Consider the following 21,385-nt stretch of genomic DNA (forward strand, 5'->3'; position numbering starts at 1 on the left):
CCCCACCGGCCCGTTCCTGTCCCGGCGCCGGCCTCCCGGCCGGCCGCCACCACGATCCACTGGAGTACCTGTGCACACCCCCTCCGTCCCCCGTCCGGAGTACCCGCGGCCGCAGTTCGTGCGCCGCGACTGGCTCAACCTCAACGGGACCTGGCAGTTCGAGACCGACCAGGGGGACAGCGGCCTCGAACGGGGTCTGCTCGGCCGCGACCTGACCGGCGAGATCCTCGTACCCTTCGCCCCGGAGTCCGAACTGTCCGGCGTCGGCGACACCGACTTCCTGGAAGCCGTCTGGTACCGGCGCCGGTTCACCCCGCCCGCCGAGTGGGCCGGCCGCCGGGTGCTGCTGCACTTCGGCGCCGTCGACCACGACACCACCGTCTGGGTGGACGGCACCGAAGTCGTACGCCACCGGGGCGGCTTCACCCCCTTCACCGCCGACCTCGGCGACCTCGCCCCGGCCGGCCGCGAGGTGGAGATCACCGTACGGGCCCGTGACCCGAAGTCCGGACCGCAGGCCCGCGGCAAACAGGCCGTCCAGTACGCCAACCACGACTGCAACTACACCCGTACGACCGGCATCTGGCAGACCGTCTGGGCCGAGCCGGTCCCCGAGACCCATCTGCGCCGCCCCCGCGTCACCCCGGATCTGGCCGGCGGCGCCTTCTCCCTCGAACTGCCCCTGTCCGCCGGCCGGGCGGGCCAGCGCGTGCGCGCCGTCCTCAGCGACGAGGCGGGCGAGGTCTGCCGCGCCGTGGGCCGCGCCGACCTCGACCTCGCGCCCCGCCTGCACCTGTCCCTCCCGCAGGACCGGCGCCGCGAGTGGAGCCCCGAGGACCCGTTCCTGTACGGGCTGCGGCTCGAACTCCTCGACGCGGACGGCCAGGTGGCCGACACCGTCGAGAGCTACGCGGGCCTGCGCGCCGTCGCCATCCGGGGCAGGGCGGTGCTCCTCAACGGCCGCCCCCGCTTCCAGCGCCTCGTCCTCGACCAGGGCTGGTACCGGGACGGCCTGATGACCGCCCCCACCGACGAGGCCCTGGTCCGTGACATCGAACTGGCCATGGAGGCCGGCTTCAACGGGGCCCGGCTGCACCAGAAGGTGTTCGAGGAGCGCTTCCTCTACCACGCCGACCGCCTCGGCTACCTGGTCTGGGGCGAGTTCGGCGACTGGGGCTGCGAGGTCGGGGGGTCCTCCGGCGACAACCAGCGGCCCGACGCCTCCTTCGTCGCCCAGTGGCTCGAAGCCGTGGAACGCGACTACTCCCACCCCTCGGTCATCGGCTGGTGCCCGCTGAACGAGACGTACCAGAAGCTCCACGACCGGATCACCCGGCTCGACGACGTGACCCGGGCGATGTTCCTCGCCACCAAGGCCATGGACACCTCCCGGCCGGTGATCGACGCCTCCGGCTACTCCCACCGGGTCCTGGAGACCGACATCTACGACTCCCACTCCTACGAGCAGGACCCGGCGGCCTTCCGGCAGCTGGTCTCCGGCCTCGCCGGCGGGGAGCCCTTCGTCAACGCCCACGAGAGCGGCGCCGCCTACTCCCAGCCGTACCGGGGACAGCCCTACTTCGTCAGCGAGTTCGGCGGGATCTGGTGGAACCCGGAGGCCGCCGCCGAGCAGTCCGGCAGCGACCGTACGGTCTCCTGGGGGTACGGCGACCGGGTGCGCACCGAGGACGAGTTCCATGAGCGCTTCGCCGGTCTGACCGGTGCGCTGCTCCAGGACCCGGACATGTTCGGCTACTGCTACACCCAGCTCACCGACGTCTTCCAGGAGCAGAACGGCGTCTACCGCTTCGACCGGGGCACCAAGCTGGACATCGCCCGTATCCGGGAGGCTCAGCTGCGGCCCGCCGCGATCGAGGAACCGGACGCCGGCTGAGGGGGAGGGCCGCCGGGTGCCCGTCCCTGCCGGGGCGGGCACCCGTGTGGTGCGTCAGACCCGTTCGAGCTGCCAGAGCTGCGGCTGTTGGCCGTTGCAGGTCCACTGCTGGACGTTGGCGCCCGCGGTACGGGAGCCCTCGGAGACGTCCAGGCACTGCCCCGAGGACTCCACCACCACGCGGTAGTAGCCCCGCCCCGCGTTCTCCAGCCGCCAGTCCTGGGCCGGCTGGGCGTTGCAGTACCACTGCCGGACGTTGGCGCCGGGGGCGGCGGAGCCGTTCTCCACATCCACGCAGTAGCCGCTGTTGACTCCGGTGAGCGTGAAGTCCCCGCCGCCGCGCGCCCGCAGTGTCCACTCCTGCGGACCGAGGCCGTTGCAGGTCCACTGCTGTACGTTGCCGCCCGCGTCCCGCGAGTCGGCCGCCACGTCCAGGCAGTGGCCGCTGTTGGCGTTCACCAGCCGGTAGCGCGCCGCGTCCACGACACCGGCCGCGTCACCGCTGCCGGTGACCGGTCCCGTGGCCACGTACGGGCGGCACACATCGCCGTCCCAGTCCGTCGCGATCTCCAGGACGGTCCGGCCGTCCGCAGACGGCAGGAGCGGGGAGCTGTAGTTCGGGCAGTAGGTCGCGGTCGGGGCCCCGACCCGCACCGGGGCCTCGATCTCGTACCAGGGCCCGGTGCCGTTCTCGGTGTTGGCCAGGATCGTGCGCCCGCTGTCGGCGGCGGGCGTGCCGTCGCGGTTGAGGAGCTGCTGGCCGGTCAACAGGAGCCGGCCGTTCGGTCCGCCGGCCGGTGCGGGGGCCCAGGCGAGGGTGGGCGCGGCGCGGAAGTACTTGCCGTCCACGGTCTCCGGACGGAACCCGAGGGAGGCGGGATCGCCCCAGTCCCAGCCGTCCGGGGAGGTCCGGTAGTGCACGACGCACTGGTACTGGCCGCCCGGATTGCAGATCTCGTAGCTCATGACGTACGTGCCGTTCGGCAGCCGGCGCACCATGGGCATGCCCGGCCGGTCCGGCTCCCAGCCACTGGCGACCGTGTCGCGCCGGTCCTGCCAGGTGACTCCGTCGTAGCTGCGGGCGGCGGCCAGCTTCTGGTTGTGCGCCGGGTCGGTCTCGTCGGCGTAGTGGCAGACGAGCGCCCCGTCGGCGGCCACCGAGAACTCCGGCTCCCACAGCCCGCCCGTTCCGTTCGCCGTGGCGCAGGTGGAGAGGTAGGACCAGGTGCGGCCCACGTCGTCGCTGCGCCAGACGCGCAGGGCCATCCGCCGGTCCGGCTCGTCCTGCCCGGAGGAGGCCGCCCACAGAAGCGTGCCGGGCGGCAGGGCGCCCACCTGCCGGGGCAGTTCGAACAGGGTGGAGCAGCACAGGCCCTGCCCGCCGGCCGACTCCGGGTCGGTGACGCTGCCCACCCGCTGGAAGGTGGCTCCGGCGTCGGTGCTCTCGTGGACGGCGCCGACGCCGTTGCCGCCGTCGAAGGTCACGACGCTCGCGAGTACCCGGCCGTTGGCGGCGCCGCTGTGTTCGAGCCGGATGGCCCGGGGGTAGAGGCCGGTCCCGCTGCCCAGGGGAGTGCCGTTGGCCTGGACGAGGGCGGCGGTCGTGGCGGGGGACGCGGGCACGGGCGCGGCGGAGGCCGGTGTGAGCGACAGGCCCAGCAGCGCGGCCAGGACGGGCGCCACGGCACGTGCCGTCCAGCGGGTGAGCCGGCCCGTCGTCGTGGGGGAGAGGTGGGGTGCGGGGCGGGGTGGTCGGCGCAAGGAGAGCACAGGCTTCCTTCCTCGGGGCACGGAGGCGTGGGGGTTGCCGCTGCTGACGGCGAAACAGTAGAGCCGCATGTACATCGATGTAAACAGGCGTGCGGGCTCCACTGTCCCGCGCGGGTCCGGTGCCCGAGCCCCGCTCAGGAAGCGGTCAGCGTCATCTCGAAGGAGTACCGGGACGCCCGGTAGAGGTGGGAGCCGAATTCCACCGGCCGGCCCCTGTCGTCCAGGGCCGTGCGCTCCATGGTGAGCAGAGTGCCGCCGCGCGACTCCGTCAGCAGACGGGACTCCGCCGCCGTGGCCCTGCGCGCCCCGATGGTCTGCTCGGCGGAGCGCAGCGCGATGCCGGCCTGCCGGAACAGGGCGTAGAGCCCGTGCTCGGCCAGGTCCTCCTCGGTGAGGTCCAGCAGATTCGCCGGCAGGTGGTTCTCCATGAGCGCGATCGGCTCGTCGTCCGCGTACCGCAGCCTGCGCAGCGCCACGGTGTCCGTCCCGGGTTCGACCCGGAGGGCCGCGGCCACCCGGCCGGCGGCGGGGGCGGTCCGCAGGGAGAGGACCTCGCTGCGCGGCCGGCGGTTCTCGCGCCGCAGGTCCTCGAAGAGGCTGGTCAGCTCGACCGGCCGGCGCACCCGGCTGTTGACGACCTGGGTGCCCACGCCGCGCTTGCGGGCCAGCAGCCCCTTGTCCACGAGGTGCTGCATGGCCTGACGCATCGTCGGGCGGGAGAGGCCGAACCGGTCCGCGAGGGAGATCTCGTTCTCCAGGCGGGCGCCCGGCGCCAGCGTGCCGTCCTCGATGAGGCGTTGGAGCTGCTGCGCGAACTGGAAGTACAGCGGCACCGGGCTGCTTCGGTCGATGCTGATCAGCCTGGTGATCGGCTCCATGCCGGACTCCTCGGAAGGTTGTGCCACCCGCTCAGTATGCCGCATGTTCGACTCAAGCTCTGTACGTATATATGTCAGTACAAAATCTTGACTCTACGTGTGCGGCGAGGATACAAAGACGATGCACGTCAGGGGCGGCAGCCCACCCGGCCCCTTCCCCGAACCGGAGGCACTCACGCATGCGCATCGGACTCATCGGAACCGGCCGCATCGGCGCGTTCCATGCCGAGGCCCTGACCGCGCTGCCGGCCGTCGACCGCCTCGTCCTCCATGACGCCGTCGAGCAGCAGGCCCGCGAACTGGCCGGAAAACTCGGCGCCGAGCATGCCGGGGACCTCGACGCGATGCTCGCCTCGGGCCTCGACGGTGTCGTGATCGCCGCCCCCACCGCCGCCCACGCCGACCTCGTGCGCGCCGCCGCTGCCGCCGGGGTGCCCGTCTTCTGCGAGAAGCCGATCGCCGCCACCCTCGCCGGGACCCGCGTCCTGCTGACGGACCTCGCCGCCTGCGGCGTACCGCTCCAGGTCGGATTCCAGCGCCGCTTCGATGCCGGATACGCCGCCCTGCGGGACGCCGTCGCCGCCGGGGAACTGGGCCGGCTGCACATCGTGCGGGCCTGTACCGCCGACCCCGCCCCGCCGTCCGCCGGCTACCTGCGGCTGTCCGGCGGGATCTTCCGGGACTGCGCCGTGCACGACTTCGACATCGTGCGCTGGGTGACCGGCCGGGAGGTCGTCGAGGTCAGTGCCACCGGTGCCAACCGGGGCGACGCCTCCTTCGCCGCGGCGGACGACGTGGACACCGCCGTCGCCGTCCTCACCCTGGACGACGGGACCCTGGTCAGCTGCACCGCCACCCGCTACAACGGCGCCGGCTACGACGTGCGCATGGAGGTCGCCGGCTCCCTGGGCACCCTGGCCACCGGCTTCGACGCCCGCACCCCGCTGCGGACCACGGCGGGCGGACCCCCGCCGGGCCCCGCCCGGCACGACGGTTTCCTCAGCCGCTTCCGTGCCGCGTACGTCGCCGAACTGACCGCGTTCACCGAGGTGGCCGCCGGTCTGCGGCCCAGCCCGTGCACCGGGGCCGACGCCCTGGCCGCGCTGCTGGTCGCCGAGGCCGCCGACCGCTCCCGGCGTACCGGACGGCCGGTGCGGGTCGAGGAGGCGGGGCCCGAAGCGGGGTGAGGGCGGGAGGCGAGGCCGGTTCGATGATCAAAACAAGGTCTGGTTACCATATGAGCGCCCCCTAGCTCGAAAGATAAACCTGTGACTGTCAATGACGACGCGTTCACCAACTGGAAGAACCGCGAGGAAATCGCGGAGTCGATGATCCCGATCATCGGGAAGCTGCACCGGGAGCGGGACGTCACCGTCCTCCTGCACAGCCGCTCCCTGGTGAACAAGTCGGTGGTGAGCATCCTCAAGACCCACCGATTCGCCCGGCAGATCGACGGCGCCGAGCTCTCGGTCACCGAGACTCTGCCCTTCCTGCGGGCCCTGACCACGCTGGACCTCGGCCCCTCCCAGATCGACATCGGCATGCTCGCCGCGACGTACAAGGCGGACGACCGCGGCCTCAGCGCAGCGGAGTTCACCGCCGAGGCCGTCGCCGGCGCCACCGGAGCCGACAGGGTCGAGCGCCGCGAGCCGCGCGATGTCGTCCTCTACGGATTCGGCCGCATCGGCCGCCTCCTCGCCCGGCTGCTCATCGAGAAGGCCGGGTCCGGCAACGGCCTGCGGCTGCGCGCCATCGTCGTCCGCAAGGGTGCGGGCCAGGACATCGTCAAGCGCGCCTCGCTGCTGCGCCGCGACTCCATCCACGGCCAGTTCCAGGGCACGATCACCGTGGACGAGGCCAACAGCCGGATCATCGCCAACGGCAACGAGATCCAGGTCATCTACTCCGACGACCCGACGTCGGTGGACTACACGGCCTACGGCGTCAACGACGCGATCCTCATCGACAACACCGGCAAGTGGCGTGACCGCGAGGGGCTTTCGAACCACCTGCGGCCGGGCATCGCCAAGGTCGTCCTGACCGCGCCGGGCAAGGGCGACGTCCTCAACGTCGTCCACGGCGTCAACCACGAGACGATCAAGCCGGACGAGCAGATCATCTCCTGCGCCTCCTGCACGACCAACGCGATCGTGCCGCCGCTGAAGGCGATGGCGGACGAGTACGGCGTGCTGCGCGGCCACGTGGAGACCATCCACTCGTTCACCAACGACCAGAACCTGCTGGACAATTACCACGGCTCCGACCGCCGGGGCCGCTCCGCGCCGCTCAACATGGTCATCACCGAGACGGGCGCCGCCTCCGCCGTCGCCAAGGCGCTGCCCGACCTGGAAGCGACGATCACGGGCAGCTCGATCCGGGTCCCCGTACCGGACGTCTCCATCGCGATCCTCAGCCTGAAGCTCGGCCGCGAGACCAACCGCGCCGAGGTGCTCGACTACCTCCGCGACGTGTCGCTGACCTCCCCGCTCAAGCGGCAGATCGACTTCACCACCGCTCCCGACGCGGTGTCGAGCGACTTCATCGGCTCACGCCACGCCTCCATCGTCGACGCGGGCCCCACCCAGGTCGACGGCGACAACGCGATCCTCTACCTCTGGTACGACAACGAGTTCGGCTACTCCTGCCAGGTCATCCGGGTCGTGCAGTACGTCTCCGGGGTCGAGTACCCGACCTACCCGGTGCCCGTCGCCTGACGGACGGCAGGTCCCGCCCGCTCCCGCGGGCGGGACCTGCCTCTAGGCGGTGCCGGAGACCGCCGCGGGCACGGGGGCGTACCCCGTCGCCCGGGTGGTGAACGTCCCCCGGCCCCGCGTCCGGCCGCGCAGCCGGGTCGCGTAACCGAACAGCTCGGCCAGCGGCACGGTCGCGGTGATCACCGCGGCGCCGGCCCGCGCGGTGGACCCGGACACCCGGCCGCGCCGGGCGGCCAGGTCACCGAGCACCCCGCCGACGGCGTCGTCGGGCACGGTGACCGTGACCTCGGCCACCGGTTCGAGCAGCACCATCGCACTGGCGCGCAGCGCCTCCCGGAGCGCGAACCTCCCTGCCGTACGGAACGCCATCTCCGAGGAGTCCTTGGAGTGGGTGGCGCCATCGGTCAGCGTCACCCGCACCCCGGTCACCGGATGCCCGCCGAGCGGACCCTCCACCAGGGCGTCCCGGCAGCCTGCCTCGACCGCCCGCACGTACTCCTGCGGCACCCGGCCGCCGACGACCACCGAACGGAACGCGAACTCCGCCTCACCCTCGCCGCCCTCCCCGCCGGTCGGCTCCAGCGGTTCGACGTCGATGACGATGTGCGCGAACTGCCCGGCCCCGCCGTCCTGTTTGACATGCCGGTAGACCAGCCCGGTGACCCCGCGCACGAGCGTCTCGCGGTGGGCGACCCGCGGCCGGCCGACCCGCACATCGAGGCCGTGGTCGCGGCGGACCTTCTCCGTGGCCACCTCCAGATGCAGCTCGCCCATGCCGGAAAGAAGGGTCTGGCCGGTCTCCGGGTCCGTCCGCACGGCGAGCGACGGGTCCTCGTCGGCCAGCCGCACCAGGGCCGCCATCAGCCGCTGCGTGTCCGTGCTCCGCCGCGCCTCCACCGCCACGGACACGACCGGGTCGGCCACCGTGGGCGGTTCGAGGACCAGCGGGGCACCGGGCGCGCACAGGGTGGCACCCGGGCGGACGGTCCTTGGGCCGATGACCGCGACGATGTCCCCGGCCACCGCCGAGTCCACATCGACGTGCCGGTCCGCCTGGACCCGCAGGATGCGGCCGACGCGTTCGCCGCGCCCCGTGCCGGCGTCCAGCACCGTTTCCCCCTTCCCGACCGTCCCCGAGTACACGCGCAGATACGTCAGCCGGCCCGTCGCGGTCGCGTTCACCTTGAACGCCAGCGCGGCGAACGGCTCCGCCGGATCGGCGGCCCGCTCCTGCTCCGTCCCGCCCCACGTACCCCGTACCGGCGGCACGTCAGCGGGGGAGGGCAGATACGCCACGACCGCCTCCAGCAAAGGCTCCACGCCCCGGTTGCGGTACGCCGAACCGCACAGCACCACGACCCCCTCACCGGTCCGCGTCAGATCCCGCAGCGCCCCGGCCAGCGTCCGCTCCGCAAGGCCGGACCCCGCGCAGAACTCCTCCAGAGCGGCCGGGTGCAGCTCCGCCACCGCCTCCTCCAGCAGCCGCCGGCGCCGGCCGGCCTCCTCCCGCAGTTCGACGGGCACATCGGTCTCCTCGTACGTGTCACCGCCGTCGGCCCACACCAGGGCGCGCATGCGCAGCAGGTCCACGACTCCGCGGAAGCCGTCCTCCCGGCCGATGGGCAGCTGGACCACGAGCGGGACCGTGTGCAGCCGCTCCCGGATCGAGGCGACCGCGGTGTCGAGGTCGGCGCCCGCCCGGTCGAGCTTGTTGACGAAGGCGATGCGCGGGACCGCGTGCCGGTCGGCCTGGCGCCACACCGACTCGCTCTGCGGCTCCACCCCGGCGACCGCGTCGAACACCGCGATCGCCCCGTCGAGCACCCTCAGCGCGCGTTCGACCTCGTCGGCGAAGTCGACGTGCCCCGGAGTGTCGATGAGGTTGACGCGGTGACCGGCCCAGGAGCAGCTGACGGCCGCGGCGAAGATGGTGATGCCCCGGTCGCGTTCCTGCGAGTCGAAGTCCGTGATGGTCGTACCGTCGTGGACCTCGCCGCGCTTGTGGGTGGTGCCGGTGGTGTAGAGGATGCGCTCGGTGACGGTGGTCTTGCCCGCGTCGACGTGGGCGAGGATGCCCAGGTTGCGGACGGTGTCGAGCGCGGATTCGAGAGGACGGTGCTGTTCGGTACGCACGGCCGGTGGCCTTTCGGGATGATCCGGAAGAAGACGGCGCGATGCCCGGACGAAGCGGTGCCCCCTGAGGGGGCGGGTCCGGTCTGTGGGCCCGCCGCCCCGCCACAACGGGGGATGAGCGACGGGGTGTCAGAAGAGGTGCGGGACCCGGGCGTTCATCACGGGGTCCGGGGCCGGCCGCGCAGCCGGCTCCGGGCGCCGTAGGACACCAGGATCACCTCGAACCGCGACGGGGGGACGACGGCGGCGGTGCGGTGGCGCACGGCGGTCTCCCCTCAACGGTCACGGCGGGCGCGGCGGCGGAGGGCCGGCGCGCGATGTGCGGCGAGTCTAGGGAGTGGGGTACGCACGGGGGAACCGGTTTTTCGGCCGGGGGCGGCACCGTCACCGTCCCGCAGCGGTTCGGGGACCGTTCCGTACCGCACCGGGCGCCGGGTGAGGGGCTTCCACGCGCCCCGGCACCGGCGGATCGCGCTCCGGCCGCAGCCGCGCCACTCGGCCGGCGACACACCCGCGCCCCGGCCGCCCCGCGTGATCAGGGCGTTCACCGGCGAGTGCGGGTCCAGGGCCATCGTGCGCGCCAGCAGGACGCCGACCACCAGCGGGGCGAGTGTGAGGGCCAGGGTGGTGCCGGCACTGGTGACGTGCCGCATGCGCGGGCGCTGTGCGTCGGGAGCCATGACCCCATTTCAGCGCCCGTGGCCCGCCCCGGGATCGGCTGACGTACTCAGACCGTGGCGCGGGACCGCACGACGTACTCAGACCGTACGGCCCGGGTACTCAGCAACCCGGGACGTACGGTCCGGCCTTCGCGGGGTCAGGCGGTGGTGCCGGGGTCCGAGCCCGCACCCGACGCCGCCTTGATGCCCTTGGTGATGTCGTCCAGGACGGACAGTTCCGGGGCCTTGGTGTTGATGTCGAACCCCGAGCGGACGATGACCAGCATGTCCTTGGACAGCGGCGAGGGGAAGGCGAGCGACTCGACGTAGCCGTCGTCGCCGTTCTTCGTCACCACCTTCCACCGCACCCGGTAGCCCTGCTGGCCGGCCACCGTGACCGCCTCGGACTTCAACTGCTGGTGCGAGGTGATGCCGCCGTAGATCTTCCCGCCGTAGGACTGTTCGGCGTTGTCCTCGATGTCCTTCTCGGCGGTGGCCTTCGCGGTCTTGGTGGTCAGTTCGAGCGCCTCGGCCGGGGCGGAGAACACCCCGCCGCGCACGCACTTCTTGTCGGTGTCACCGGGGCAGGCGTACGAACCGGTGGTCACCCCGGCGCCCATGCCCGACTCGCCCTCCCAGCCGTCGGGGACGGGGATGCTGATGCCGCTGGCCAGGTCCGTCGCGAAGCCGTCCTCGGTCTGCGGCTGCTCCGGCGTCTCGCGCCCGCCGCCGCTCCCGCCGCTGTCACCGTCCTCGCCGTTCCCGCCGCCGGGACCGCCGCGCTGCCGGTCGGGGGAGGGGGAGGGGGAGTCGGAAGGCGCGGAGGCCGTGGTGTCGCTCTTGCCGCCCGAGTCGTCCGTCAGCAGATAGACACCGCCCCCGATGGCGGCGAGCACCACCACGGCGGCGGTGATGCCGGCGCCGACGCGTAGCCGGCGGCTGCGTACGGACGCCGGTGGCACGCGCAGATGGTCGGTCCACTGGGTGCCGTCCCACCAACGCTCCTGGCGGGGGCCAAATCCTGAATACCCGGGGTCTGGATGCCAGCCGGGCGGGCTCGTCTGGGTCACGCCGGACACCGTATCCGGGTTGCCTGAGAATCCTATGAACTGGGTGCGCCGATCCCTGGGATGATCCGGCCCGAAGCAGGCGAGGTGCCATTTCGAGCCCCGCTTGGTCTAGACAACTGGAGGGGTGCTCGCTAACATCCGCCGACGAGGCGCGACGGGGCCGCCCGCCCGTCGCCCGCCCGATCGCGGCTGGAGGGAGAGCCCCGTGGAAGCGACCGCTCCCGACCACCGTTTCGCCGAGGACTACCGCCTCGCCCGGGAGATCCCGCGCGACGGGCTCACCGCCTGGCGGGCGGCCGTCGCGGCCGAGGTGGACCTCGCGCCGGGCGCGACCCTGCTGGACGTCGGCGCGGGTACCGGCGCCTTCTCCTCGGCGTTCGCCGACTGGTTCGGTGTGCGCGTACTCGCCGTGGAACCCGCGGCCGCCATGCGCGCGCTGATCCCCCGCACCGCGACGATCGAACCGCTGGACGGACGGGCCGAGGCCCTGCCGGTGCCGGACCGCTGTGCGGACGCGGCCTGGCTGGGCTCGGTCGTCCACCACATCGGCGATCTGCCCGCCGCCGCACGGGAGTTGCGCAGAGCCCTGAAGCCGGGCGCCCCGGTGCTCATCCGTAACTCCTTCCCCGGCCGGTGCGCACGTGACCTGCGGGTCCGCTTCTTCCCCGGAGCCGAGCGCATCGTCGACGGCTGTCCGACCGTCGAGCAGACCTGCGAAGCGTTCGCCGGGGCCGGCTTCGCCCGCGTGGCGCTGCACGCGGTGCCGCAGGAGAGCGCCCCGAGCCTCGCCGCGTTCGCCGACCGGATCAGGCGGGACACCGACGCGAAACTCCGGGGCCTGGGCGACGCCGAGTTCGAGCGCGGCATGCGGCGGCTGCGCACGGCCGCGGAGCAGGAGCCGGACCGGCCGGCCGTGAGCTGGATGGACCTGCTGGTCCTGGCCTGACACCGCGGCCGCGGGGCAGCCCGTACAGTCGGGCGCATGAGGCGAAGCGACGAGGAGGAGCAGGCCGTACGCGCCGCGATGCGGGGCGAGCTACGGCTGCTCGAACCAGCGGTGCGGGCATCACCCGAAGCGGTGCGCGCGCTCCTGGACCCGGAGTTCACCGAATTCGGCGCCTCCGGCCGCCGCTACGACCGCACTTCCATTCTGACGGTCACCTCGGCCGCCGGCGAGGACGACACCGGCCCGAGCGTCGCCACCGCGATGTCCGGCACGCTGCTCGCCCCCGGCCTGGTCCACCTGACGTACGTCAGCGAGCGCGACGGCCGCCTGTTCCGGCGCAGTTCGCTCTGGCGGCGGACCGGCGGGCGCTGGCGCATGTACTTCCATCAGGGCACCCCGGCCGGTGAGCCGGAGCAGGCCGGGGAATATCCGGCGGACAGCCCGAGCAGCCCTGATTAGGCTCACGGGATGACGCCATCCCACTATCCGCCCAAGCCCCGCCCCGGCGACCGCGTCGCCGTGCTCTCCCCGTCGTCCGGGCTTCCGGGCATCCTCCCGCTCCCGTACGAACTGGGACTGCGCCGTCTTGGCGAGGACTTCGGGCTGGAGCCGGTGGAGTACCCGTCCACCCGGAAGATGGGCTCCACCCCGCAGGAGCGGGCCGCCGACCTCCACGCGGCGTTCGCCGACCCGGACATCAAGGCGGTCATCTCCAGCATCGGCGGCGACGATCAGATCACCGTGCTGCCCCACCTGGACCGTGAACTGCTGCGTGCCCACCCCAAACCGTTCTTCGGCTACAGCGACTGCGTCAACCTGCTGGTGCTCCTCGACAACCTCGGCATCGTCGGCTACCACGGTGGTTCGGTGATGGTCGAGTTCGGGCGGCCCGGCGCGCTGCACCCGATGACGGCCGAGTCCCTGCGGGCCGCGCTCTTCACCCATGGCGACCACGAGCTGACCCCGGCGAAGGAGACCGGCAGTTTCGACCGGCCCTGGGAGGACCCGCGTACCTTCGACAGCGAAGCCACGCTGCTCCCCGCCGGCGGCTGGACCTGGCACAACCCCGGGCGGGTGGTCCAGGGCGCGGGCTGGGGCGGCAACCTGGAGATCCTCTCCTGGCTGCTGATGGCCGACCGGGAGATCCTGCCGCCGGACGCCTACGAGGGCCGGGTGCTGTTCCTGGAGACGTCCGAGGAACTGCCGAGCGCCGACGAGGTGTTCCGCATCCTGCGGAACATGGGGGAGCGGGGCCTGCTGCGGCGCTTCCCCGCCCTGCTGATGGGCCGGGCCAAGAACTGGTCCTTCGACCGGCCGCTCGACGCCGCGGCCGGTGAGCGGTACCGCGAGCAGCAGCGGCAGGCGGTGCTGCGGGTGTTGGAGGAGTACGCCCCGGAGACGATGGCCGTCTTCGATGTCGACTTCGGGCACACCGACCCGCAGGTGATCATTCCGTACGGCGGCCGGATCCGGGTGGACGGTCGGGCCCGGCGCATCGTGGTCACGTACTGAGCGCGATTCCGGCGGTGCGCGGTTCATTCTTCTGTGGTCCGACCACATGGCATGTGTGACATAGTCGAGATATGCGTACAGACCGGAACGGGGAGTGGGAGTAGCGGATGCCTGTCGAGTGGCAGCCCGTGCGGCAGGTCCGGACCCATGAACTCGTGCTGCAGAGCATCGAGGAGCAGGTCTTCGCGGGGAAGCTCAGGGCCGGTGACCGGCTGCCGCCCGAACGTGAACTGGCCCCCGTCTTCGGGGTGAGCCGTTCCGCGCTGCGTGAGGCGCTCCGGGTGCTGGAGACCATCGGGGTGCTGGTCGCGCAGCCCGGCCGGGGGCCCGACTCCGGGGCCCGCATCGTCCGCAACCCGGACGACGCCCTCGGGCGGCTGCTGCGGCTCCACTTCGCCCTGGGCAGCTACAGCCTCCACGATGTGATGGAGGCCAGGGTCGCCCTGGAGCGCGCCAGCTTCGCCGCCGCCGCGGCGCACGCCTCCGGCGCGGACCTGGACGCGGCGGGCGAGATCGTCCAGCGGATGTCGCGCGAGGGCATCGAGCCGGAGGAGTTCAACGAGCTCGACACCGAGTTCCACGTCAAGGTGGCGAGCAGTTCGGGCAACGCGCTCACCTCGACGCTGACCGCCGCGGTGCGTGAGTCCGTACGCCCCCTCATCCTGCGGGCCCTCGAAGACGTGGACGACTGGCCGGCCGCCCAGGCCCATCTCAACCGCCAGCACACCGAGATGCTGAGGCTGGTGCGCGCCGGCCGCGGCGCGGAGGCCGCCGACCTCGCCGAGCAGCACATCCGCGGCTTCCACGGCACGCTGGTCGACGAGGACCGGCCCGGCGCCGCCGAGTAGCGCCCGCTCGCCCACGGCGTGGGGCCGGTGCGTGGACCTGGTCCACGCACCGGCCCCTTTCGCGTCGCGGCGGCCGTGCGGTGCGGCTACGGCGGCGTCCAGGAGTTGGCGTGGCCGCCGAGATGGTCATCAGCCCGCAGAATCTGGCCATCGCCGCGACGACGTCGCGATGCCCGGCTCGGAACGCATCCTGCTCGGCAGGGTCGGGGCGACACCGTCCGGCAGGAGCTCCGGGTGCGTGTACATCTGCCGATATCGGACGGAGGGTAGTATGGTCGGACCACAACTTGCGATCGGGGAGGCTCCATGCGTATCGGACTCTTCGCCACCTGTCTGGGAGACACGCTCTTCCCCGAGGCGGTGAAATCCACCGCGGTGCTGCTGGCCCGCCTGGGCCACGACGTGGTGTTCCCGCCGGGCCAGACCTGCTGCGGCCAGATGCACGTCAACACCGGCTACCAGCGCGAGCCCGTGCCCCTGGTGCGCAACTTCGCCGAACAGTTCGGCGACGCCTCCATCGACGCCGTCGTCATGCCGTCGGGCTCGTGCGCCGGCTCGGTCCGCCACCAGCACGAGATCATCGCCGAGCGCTACGGGGACGCGGCCCTGCGCGCGGGCGTCGCCACCGTCAAGGCGAAGACGTACGAGCTCTCGGAGCTGCTCGTCGACGTGCTGGACGTGAGCGACGTCGGCGCGTACTTCCCGCACCGCGTCACGTACCACCCCACCTGCCACTCGCTGCGCATGCTGCGCGTCGGCGACAAGCCACTGCGGCTGCTGCGGGCCGTCGACTCGATCGACCTGGCCGAGCTGCCCGAGGCGGACGCCTGCTGCGGGTTCGGCGGCACCTTCGCCGTGAAGAACGCCGAGACCTCGACGGCGATGCTCCAGGACAAGATGCGCAACGTCACCGCCACCGGCGCGGCCGTGTGCACCGCGGGCGACTCGTCCTGTCTGATGCACATCGGCGGCGGGCTCTCCCGGATCACGTCCGGCACCCGCACCCTGCACCTGGCGCAGATCCTCTCCTCCACCCGCACCTCGCCGCACGTCCTGACGGAGGCCGCCCGATGAGCGCAACCTTTCTCGGCATGCCCGCGACCCCGCCCCGGTCCCCGTACGGCACGGGCAACCTGCGCGGCGACCGGAAGTTCCCCGCCGCCGCCCACGACGAACTGCGCAACGAACAGCTGCGCGGCAACCTCGGCCGCGCCACCCGCACCATCCGCGCCAAACGGCTGACCGTCACCGGCGAGCTGCCCGACTGGGAGGAGCTGCGCGACGCCGGATCGGCCATCAAGACCGACACCATGAACCGCCTCCCCGAACTCCTGGAGGAGCTGGAGCGCAACGTCACCGCGCGCGGCGGCACCGTCCACTGGGCACGCGACGGCGTCGAGGCCAACGAGATCGTCGCCCGGCTGATCAAGGAGACGGGCAGCGAGGAGGTCATCAAGGTCAAGTCGATGGCCACCCAGGAGATCGGCCTCAACGAGCACCTCGAATCGCTCGGCATCACCGCGCACGAGACCGACCTCGCGGAACTCATCGTGCAGCTCGCCCACGACAAGCCCTCGCACATCCTGGTGCCCGCGATCCACCGCAACCGGGACGAGATCCGGCAGATCTTCCTCAAGGAGATCCCGGGCGTCGACCCGTCCCTGGACAACGTCCCCGCGCACCTGGCCGCCGCGGCCCGCGTCTATCTGCGCGAGAAGTTCATGACCACCGAGGTGGCTGTCTCCGGAGCCAACTTCGGCATCGCCGAGACCGGCACCCTGTCCGTCGTCGAGTCGGAGGGCAACGGCCGCATGTGCCTGACCCTGCCCGACACCCTGATCACCGTCATGGGCATCGAGAAGGTCCTGCCGCGCTACCAGGACCTGGAAGTCTTCCTCCAGCTCCTGCCGCGCTCGTCCACGGGCGAGCGGATGAACCCGTACACCTCGATGTGGACCGGCGTCACCCCCGGAGACGGGCCGCAGACCTTCCACCTGGTCCTCCTCGACAACGGCCGGACCGCGGCCCTCGCCGACCGGATCGGCCGCGAGGCGCTCAACTGCATCCGCTGCTCGGCCTGCCTCAACGTCTGCCCGGTCTACGAACGCACCGGCGGCCACGCCTACGGCTCGACCTACCCCGGACCGATCGGCGCCGTCCTCACCCCGCAGCTCGCCGGCATGGACGCGGCCAGGGACGACCCCAACAGCTCGCTGCCGTACGCCTCCAGCCTCTGCGGCGCCTGCTTCGACGCTTGCCCCGTCAAGATCGACATCCCGTCCCTGCTGGTCGAGCTGCGCCACCAGCACACCGAGCGGTCCGGCACCACCGCCGAGAAGCTGGCCATGAAGGCGGCCGCCGGGGTGATGAGCAGGCCCAAGGTGTACACGGCGGCGCAGAAGGCATCAGGACTCGGCCGGGTCCTGGCCGGCCGCGACGGGAAGTTCTCGCACCTGCCGCCGCCGTTCTCCGGCTGGAGCGAAAGCCGCGACACCCCGGCCCCGCCCGAACAGACCTTCCGGGCCTGGCTGGCCTCGGCGGAAGGCGCGGCGACCATGCGCGCGGCCGCCGACGAGCACACCCGTGGCGGGCAGCCCACCCGGGACCAGCAGCAGGAGGAGGACAAGTGACGACCGCCCGTGAGACCGTCCTCGGCCGCGTCCGGGACGCACTCGCCCTCGCACCCGCCGCCGACGGCGCCCCCGTACCGCGTGCCTACCGCACCGGCCGCACCCTGCCCGACGAGGAACGCCTCGCGCTGTTCACCGACCGCCTGGCCGACTACAAGGCGCGGGTCCACCCCTGCACCGCCGACCGGACCGCCGAGGTCATCGCCGAAGTGCTGCGCGAACAGGGAGCAGAACGGATCGGCGTGCCCGCCGGGCTCGACCCGCGGTGGCTCTCCGCCCACGACGGCGAGGTCCGGCAGGACTCCGCGGACATCCCCGCGCCGAGCCTGGACGCCCTCGACGGCGTCGTCACCGCCTCCGCCGTCAGCTGCGCCGAGACCGGCACCATCTTCCTGGACGGCTCACCCGACCAGGGACGGCGGGCGCTGTCCCTGGTGCCCGACCTCCATGTGTGCGTGGTCGACCTGTCGACCGTGGAGGTGGGCGTACCGGAGGCGGTGGCCCGGCTGGTACCGGAGCGCCCGACCACGCTGATCAGCGGTCCTTCGGCCACCTCCGACATCGAGCTGGAGCGCGTCGAGGGCGTCCACGGCCCGCGCACCCTGGCGGTCGTCATCCGCACGGACGCGTAGGACGGGGGCGGGCGGGGCCGCACTGCCCCCGCCGCCGTGTCACCCGGCGGGTCGGGCGGGGGCACCGCAGGGCGCCCCCCGGCAGCCCGGCAGCCCGTCGGGCGGGAGCCGGGGCAGCCGGCCCGGGGGCGGTGCGCTCAGGCGAGGAACGCCAGCCTTTCGCGTCGTACGGGATGGGCGAAGCCCCCGCCCGTGGCCCAGCGGCCGGCCTCGGTGGCGGCCAGATCGGCCAGGCGCTGCCACTCGTTGCCCTGGGAGCCCGCCAGATGGGGGGTGATCAGGGCGTTCTCGCACTCCCACAGCGGGTGTCCGGCCGGCAGGGTGTCCGGTTCCGTGACGTCCAGGACCGCCCGGATACGGTCCTGCCGCAACACGTCGACCAGGGCGTCCTGGTCGATGACGGCGCCTCGCGCGGTGTTGAGGAGCACCGCGTCCGGCCGCATGGACATCAGCAGTTCCCGGCCGACCAGACCGTGGGTCGCGGGCAGCAGCGGGGTGTGGACGCTCACCACGTCGCTGTCCGCGAAGAGTTCGCCGAGCCCCACCGGCCGGACGCCCAGCGCGGCGGCCTCCTCGTCGGAGACGTACGGGTCGTGCAGCAGCACCCGCAGGTCGTACGGGCGCAGCAGCTCGACCACCCGGCGGCCGATGAGCGAGGCGGACAGAATGCCCACGGTCCGCCGGTAGTTGCCCACCTCCGGGGAGTCGGTGAGCCAGTCGTCGCGGTGGCCCGCACGGTAGGAGCGGGCCCGCTCCAGGACCCGCTTGCCGGAGAGCAGGATCATCGCGACGGTGTATTCGGCGACCGGCAGCGCGTTGGCCGCGGCGGCGGACGACACCTCGATGCCGCGCTCCCAGCAGGCGTCCGTGATGTGTCCCCGCACGGAGCCCGCCGTGTGCACGACCGCCCGCAGCCGGGGCGCCGACGCGAGCGCCGCGGCGTCCAGGGGCGGGCATCCCCAGCCGGTGACCAGGAGTTCGGCGTCCGCGAGCACGGCGCGGGCCCGGTCGGTGGTGAAGTCGTCGAGCACGGGCGGCGGCGCCAGGTCGCACACCTGGGAGAACGCCGCCAGGGTGCGCTCGTCCAGGATCGCTGCGGCGGTCTCGGGTCCCATGGCGAAAGCGGCGCGCGGGCGGTGCCCGGCGGGCCGGTGGGCGGGTGTCGTGCTGGGCATCGGTCTCCAGGTGGCGAGGGCGGGCGGACGGTCCCGGCTGCCTGCCGGCGCCGCGCGACTTCGGCGCAGCATAGCCAGCCCGTACCGGGGCCCTGTGAGGCCGGACCCCGGGCACGCGTGGTCGACCTGGGGGTTAGGCTCTCCGCCTGGCATGGACACACTTACCCTCTGGCAACTGGCGGCACTGGCCGCGGCATCCGCACTCGTCGGCTTCTCCAAGACGGCCGTCAGCGGTGCCAACACGATCAGCCTCGCGGTCTTCGCGGCGGTACTTCCCGCCCGTGAGTCGACCGGAGTGCTGCTCCCGATCCTGATCGCCGGCGATGTGCTCGCCGTCCTGGTCTACCGGCGCCACGCGCACTGGCCGACCCTGCTGCGGCTCTTCCCGGCCGTGGCGGTCGGTGTGGTGGCGGGGACGCTGTTCATGATGTGGGCCGACGACGCCACCGTACGGACCTCCATCGGCGCGATCCTCGTCTTCATGGCCGGCGTCACCATCTGGCGCCGGCGCCGGACGGAGGCGGGCGGGGAACCGGGCGAGCCGGACGGGCCGCCCACCGCTGCCGAGCGGCTCAAGGCCCGCTCGTACGGGGTGCTCGGCGGATTCACCACCATGGTCGCCAACGCGGGCGGCCCCGTGATGTCGCTCTATCTGCTCTCGGCCGGGTTCCGCAAACTCGGCTTCCTGGGCACCTCGGCGTTGTTCTTCCTGATCGTCAACGTCTCGAAGGTGCCGTTCAGTGTCGGCCTCGGGCTGATCGACGGGCAGACGCTGCTGCTGGACGCCTGCATGCTGCTGTTCGTGCTCCCGGGCGCCTGGCTCGGCCGCGTCTGCGTGGACCGGATCAACGAGCGGCTCTTCGAACGGCTCGTGCTGGCCGCCACCGTCGTCGGCGGCCTCCAACTGCTCCTGGTCTGAGGGCGAACCGGCCGGCCCCCGGCGGAAGGGCGTCCGCCGGGGGCCGGGGGACCGGAGGGACCGGTCAGATGATGCCTTCCTCGATCTCGGCCTGCTCGCGCGCGTTCCCGTACGCCGACGGCGTGCCGTACGAGCGTCGCGCGATGAACCACCAGACCGTGGCCAGGACCAGTACGGCGACCAGAGCGATCGACGCGTAGTTCATGGAGTCGATGGTCACCGGCGAGGACTGCGGCAGCAGGAACAGCACGGTCACGATCGCCACCCACGCCACCGCGATCCAGCCCACCGGCTTCGACCACCGGCCCAGGTGCCACGGCCCGCGCTCGAACCGGCTGCCCGCGCGCAGCTTCAGGAAGATCGGTATCGCGTACGCCGGGGTGATGCCGATGACGTTGATCGCGGTCACCGCACCGTACGCGGTCTCCGAGTAGAGCGACGGCACGGCGAGCACCCCGGCGACGATCACCGAGAGCCACACCGCGGGGACGGGCGTCTGGGTGCGGGCGCTCACCTTGCGCCAGAGCGCGGAACCGGGCAGCGCGTTGTCGCGGCTGAAGGCGAACACCATCCGGCTGGCGGCGGCGACCTCGGCGTTCCCGCAGAACAGCTGTGCCGCGATCACGATCAGCAGCATCGCCGTGGCGCCCGAGGTGCCGAGCGCGTCGATCAGGATCTGTGCGGGCGGCACCCCGGTGGCGCTCTCCTGCGTTCCCGCGTAGTCCTGGATCGCGAAGGTGAGGCCGGCCAGCAGCACGAAACCGGCCACCCATGACACCCAGATCGCCCGGACGATGCCGCGCGCGGCCGAGACCGAGGCGTTCGACGTCTCCTCGGACAGGTGGGCGGAGGCGTCGTAGCCGCAGAACGTGTACTGCGCCAGCAGCAGCCCGATCGCCGCCACGTAGAGAGGGTTCTCCCAGCCGGTGTCGTTGACGAACTCGGTGAAGACGAAGGACGGCGACTGGTGGTGCGAGGGCACGATCGCCAGTACGGAGACGATCACCGCGACACCCGCCAGGTGCCACCACACGCTGATGGAGTTCAGGACGCTGACGAGCCGGACGCCGAAGAGGTTCAGCACGGCGTGCAGGAGCAGGATGCAGACAAAGATGATCATGGTCTTGCCGGGAGTGGGCGTGAAGCCCCACTGGAGGTTCATCAGCGCACCGGTGAACAGCGCGGCGCCGTAGTCGATGCCCGCGATCGCACCGAGCAGCCCCAGCAGGTTCAGCCACCCGGTGTACCAGCCCCACTTGCGGCCGCCCAGCCGGTCCGCCATGTAGTACAGGGCGCCGGACGTCGGATACGCGCTCGTCACCTCGGCGAGCGCCATGCCGACGCAGAGCACGAACAGGCCGACCCCCGCCCAGCCCCAGAGCATCACCGACGGCCCGCCCGTCGACATGCCGAAGCCGTACAGGGTCATGCACCCGGAGAGGATCGAGATGACGGAGAAGCTGATGGCGAAGTTGCCGAACCCGCCCATGCGGCGGGCCAGGACCGGCTGGTAGCCGAGTTCGCGGAGCCGTTGCTCCTCGTCCTTCGCCGTGGTCGTTCCGGCGCCCTTCCGGGGAGAGGTGGACACGGACATGGGGAACCTCC

The 21,385-nt window shown here is 72.3% G+C and carries 17 protein-coding genes; 11 read left to right on the forward strand and 6 right to left on the reverse strand.

From position 1 onward, the window contains the following. Positions 1 to 70: 70 nt before the first annotated feature. Positions 71 to 1,894, forward strand: a complete 1,824-nt coding sequence (locus P8A18_RS30785; protein ID WP_306059860.1) for a glycoside hydrolase family 2 protein — start codon at positions 71 to 73, stop codon at positions 1,892 to 1,894. 54 nt (positions 1,895 to 1,948) lie between these two features. Here the strand turns inward: P8A18_RS30785 and P8A18_RS30790 are convergent, their stop codons facing one another. Together P8A18_RS30790 and P8A18_RS30795 are read right to left on the reverse strand one after the other, a co-directional pair. After that, complete coding sequence (locus P8A18_RS30790) at positions 1,949 to 3,664, reverse strand: RICIN domain-containing protein (RefSeq protein WP_306059862.1); 1,716 nt, start codon at positions 3,662 to 3,664, stop codon at positions 1,949 to 1,951. A 134-nt stretch (positions 3,665 to 3,798) separates the two neighbouring features. Next, on the reverse strand, positions 3,799 to 4,542 hold the full coding sequence (locus P8A18_RS30795; RefSeq protein ID WP_306061252.1) for a GntR family transcriptional regulator: 744 nt from the start codon (positions 4,540 to 4,542) through the stop codon (positions 3,799 to 3,801). 179 nt (positions 4,543 to 4,721) lie between these two features. Here P8A18_RS30795 and P8A18_RS30800 point away from each other — a divergent pair, with 179 nt between their 5' ends. Next, entirely contained in the window at positions 4,722 to 5,729 is a 1,008-nt protein-coding gene (locus P8A18_RS30800) for a Gfo/Idh/MocA family protein (RefSeq protein WP_306059864.1), read from the forward strand. Between the two features lie 81 nt (positions 5,730 to 5,810). Next, positions 5,811 to 7,256, forward strand: a complete 1,446-nt coding sequence (locus tag P8A18_RS30805) for a glyceraldehyde-3-phosphate dehydrogenase (protein WP_306059866.1) — start codon at positions 5,811 to 5,813, stop codon at positions 7,254 to 7,256. Positions 7,257 to 7,298: 42 nt separating this feature from the next. On the opposite strand, the gene fusA is transcribed toward P8A18_RS30805, so the two are convergent. Next, positions 7,299 to 9,389: an elongation factor G gene (gene fusA / locus P8A18_RS30810; RefSeq protein ID WP_306059868.1), complete on the reverse strand. Its 2,091-nt coding sequence runs from the start codon at positions 9,387 to 9,389 to the stop codon at positions 7,299 to 7,301. Between the two features lie 817 nt (positions 9,390 to 10,206). Beyond that, positions 10,207 to 11,118 carry a DUF2510 domain-containing protein gene (locus tag P8A18_RS30815; protein WP_306059871.1) on the reverse strand — a complete coding sequence of 304 codons (912 nt, stop codon included), beginning with the start codon at positions 11,116 to 11,118 and terminating at the stop codon, positions 10,207 to 10,209. Positions 11,119 to 11,323: 205 nt separating this feature from the next. Between P8A18_RS30815 and P8A18_RS30820 the strand changes: the two genes are divergently transcribed. From P8A18_RS30820 to P8A18_RS30850, 7 genes are all read left to right on the forward strand, one after another. Continuing rightward, positions 11,324 to 12,064 (forward strand): class I SAM-dependent methyltransferase, encoded by a 741-nt coding sequence (locus P8A18_RS30820; protein WP_306059873.1) that lies wholly within the window; start codon positions 11,324 to 11,326, stop codon positions 12,062 to 12,064. A gap of 36 nt (positions 12,065 to 12,100) precedes the next feature. Then, entirely contained in the window at positions 12,101 to 12,523 is a 423-nt protein-coding gene (locus P8A18_RS30825; RefSeq protein ID WP_306059875.1) for a nuclear transport factor 2 family protein, read from the forward strand. Positions 12,524 to 12,532: 9 nt separating this feature from the next. Further along, on the forward strand, positions 12,533 to 13,576 hold the full coding sequence (locus P8A18_RS30830; protein ID WP_306059877.1) for a S66 family peptidase: 1,044 nt from the start codon (positions 12,533 to 12,535) through the stop codon (positions 13,574 to 13,576). 107 nt (positions 13,577 to 13,683) lie between these two features. Then, on the forward strand, positions 13,684 to 14,424 hold the full coding sequence (locus P8A18_RS30835) for a FadR/GntR family transcriptional regulator (RefSeq protein WP_306059879.1): 741 nt from the start codon (positions 13,684 to 13,686) through the stop codon (positions 14,422 to 14,424). A gap of 306 nt (positions 14,425 to 14,730) precedes the next feature. Beyond that, on the forward strand, positions 14,731 to 15,498 hold the full coding sequence (locus P8A18_RS30840; RefSeq protein ID WP_306059881.1) for a (Fe-S)-binding protein: 768 nt from the start codon (positions 14,731 to 14,733) through the stop codon (positions 15,496 to 15,498). Then, positions 15,495 to 17,054 (forward strand): LutB/LldF family L-lactate oxidation iron-sulfur protein, encoded by a 1,560-nt coding sequence (locus P8A18_RS30845; RefSeq protein WP_306059883.1) that lies wholly within the window; start codon positions 15,495 to 15,497, stop codon positions 17,052 to 17,054. The genes P8A18_RS30840 and P8A18_RS30845 overlap by 4 nt, the downstream gene beginning before the upstream one ends. Further along, positions 17,051 to 17,686, forward strand: coding sequence for a LutC/YkgG family protein (locus tag P8A18_RS30850; protein WP_306059885.1), 636 nt, complete (start codon positions 17,051 to 17,053; stop codon positions 17,684 to 17,686). The genes P8A18_RS30845 and P8A18_RS30850 overlap by 4 nt, the downstream gene beginning before the upstream one ends. 137 nt (positions 17,687 to 17,823) lie before the next feature. Here P8A18_RS30850 and P8A18_RS30855 read toward each other — a convergent pair whose 3' ends face one another. After that, positions 17,824 to 18,861 carry a hydroxyacid dehydrogenase gene (locus tag P8A18_RS30855; protein WP_306059887.1) on the reverse strand — a complete coding sequence of 346 codons (1,038 nt, stop codon included), beginning with the start codon at positions 18,859 to 18,861 and terminating at the stop codon, positions 17,824 to 17,826. Positions 18,862 to 19,012: 151 nt separating this feature from the next. On the opposite strand from P8A18_RS30855, the gene P8A18_RS30860 reads away from it, so the two are divergent. Further along, positions 19,013 to 19,780 (forward strand): sulfite exporter TauE/SafE family protein, encoded by a 768-nt coding sequence (locus P8A18_RS30860; protein ID WP_306059889.1) that lies wholly within the window; start codon positions 19,013 to 19,015, stop codon positions 19,778 to 19,780. 64 nt (positions 19,781 to 19,844) lie between these two features. Here the strand turns inward: P8A18_RS30860 and P8A18_RS30865 are convergent, their stop codons facing one another. Next, complete coding sequence (locus tag P8A18_RS30865) at positions 19,845 to 21,374, reverse strand: amino acid permease (RefSeq protein ID WP_306059891.1); 1,530 nt, start codon at positions 21,372 to 21,374, stop codon at positions 19,845 to 19,847. Between the last annotated feature and the right edge of the window lie 11 nt (positions 21,375 to 21,385).

The organism is Streptomyces sp. Mut1 (assembly GCF_030719295.1).
GTDB lineage: Bacteria > Actinomycetota > Actinomycetes > Streptomycetales > Streptomycetaceae > Streptomyces > Streptomyces castrisilvae.

Bases quoted from the DNA above. Each gene is read 5' to 3' on its own strand.
- P8A18_RS30830 (WP_306059877.1), top strand. From the start codon at position 12,533: ATGACGCCATCCCACTATCCGCCCAAGCCCCGCCCCGGCGACCGCGTC.
- P8A18_RS30845 (WP_306059883.1), top strand. From the start codon at position 15,495: ATGAGCGCAACCTTTCTCGGCATGCCCGCGACCCCGCCCCGGTCCCCG.
- P8A18_RS30795 (WP_306061252.1), bottom strand. From the start codon at position 4,542: ATGGAGCCGATCACCAGGCTGATCAGCATCGACCGAAGCAGCCCGGTG.
- P8A18_RS30860 (WP_306059889.1), top strand. From the start codon at position 19,013: ATGGACACACTTACCCTCTGGCAACTGGCGGCACTGGCCGCGGCATCC.
- P8A18_RS30800 (WP_306059864.1), top strand. From the start codon at position 4,722: ATGCGCATCGGACTCATCGGAACCGGCCGCATCGGCGCGTTCCATGCC.
- P8A18_RS30855 (WP_306059887.1), bottom strand. From the start codon at position 18,861: ATGCCCAGCACGACACCCGCCCACCGGCCCGCCGGGCACCGCCCGCGC.
- P8A18_RS30865 (WP_306059891.1), bottom strand. From the start codon at position 21,374: ATGTCCGTGTCCACCTCTCCCCGGAAGGGCGCCGGAACGACCACGGCG.
- P8A18_RS30840 (WP_306059881.1), top strand. From the start codon at position 14,731: ATGCGTATCGGACTCTTCGCCACCTGTCTGGGAGACACGCTCTTCCCC.
- P8A18_RS30835 (WP_306059879.1), top strand. From the start codon at position 13,684: ATGCCTGTCGAGTGGCAGCCCGTGCGGCAGGTCCGGACCCATGAACTC.
- P8A18_RS30825 (WP_306059875.1), top strand. From the start codon at position 12,101: ATGAGGCGAAGCGACGAGGAGGAGCAGGCCGTACGCGCCGCGATGCGG.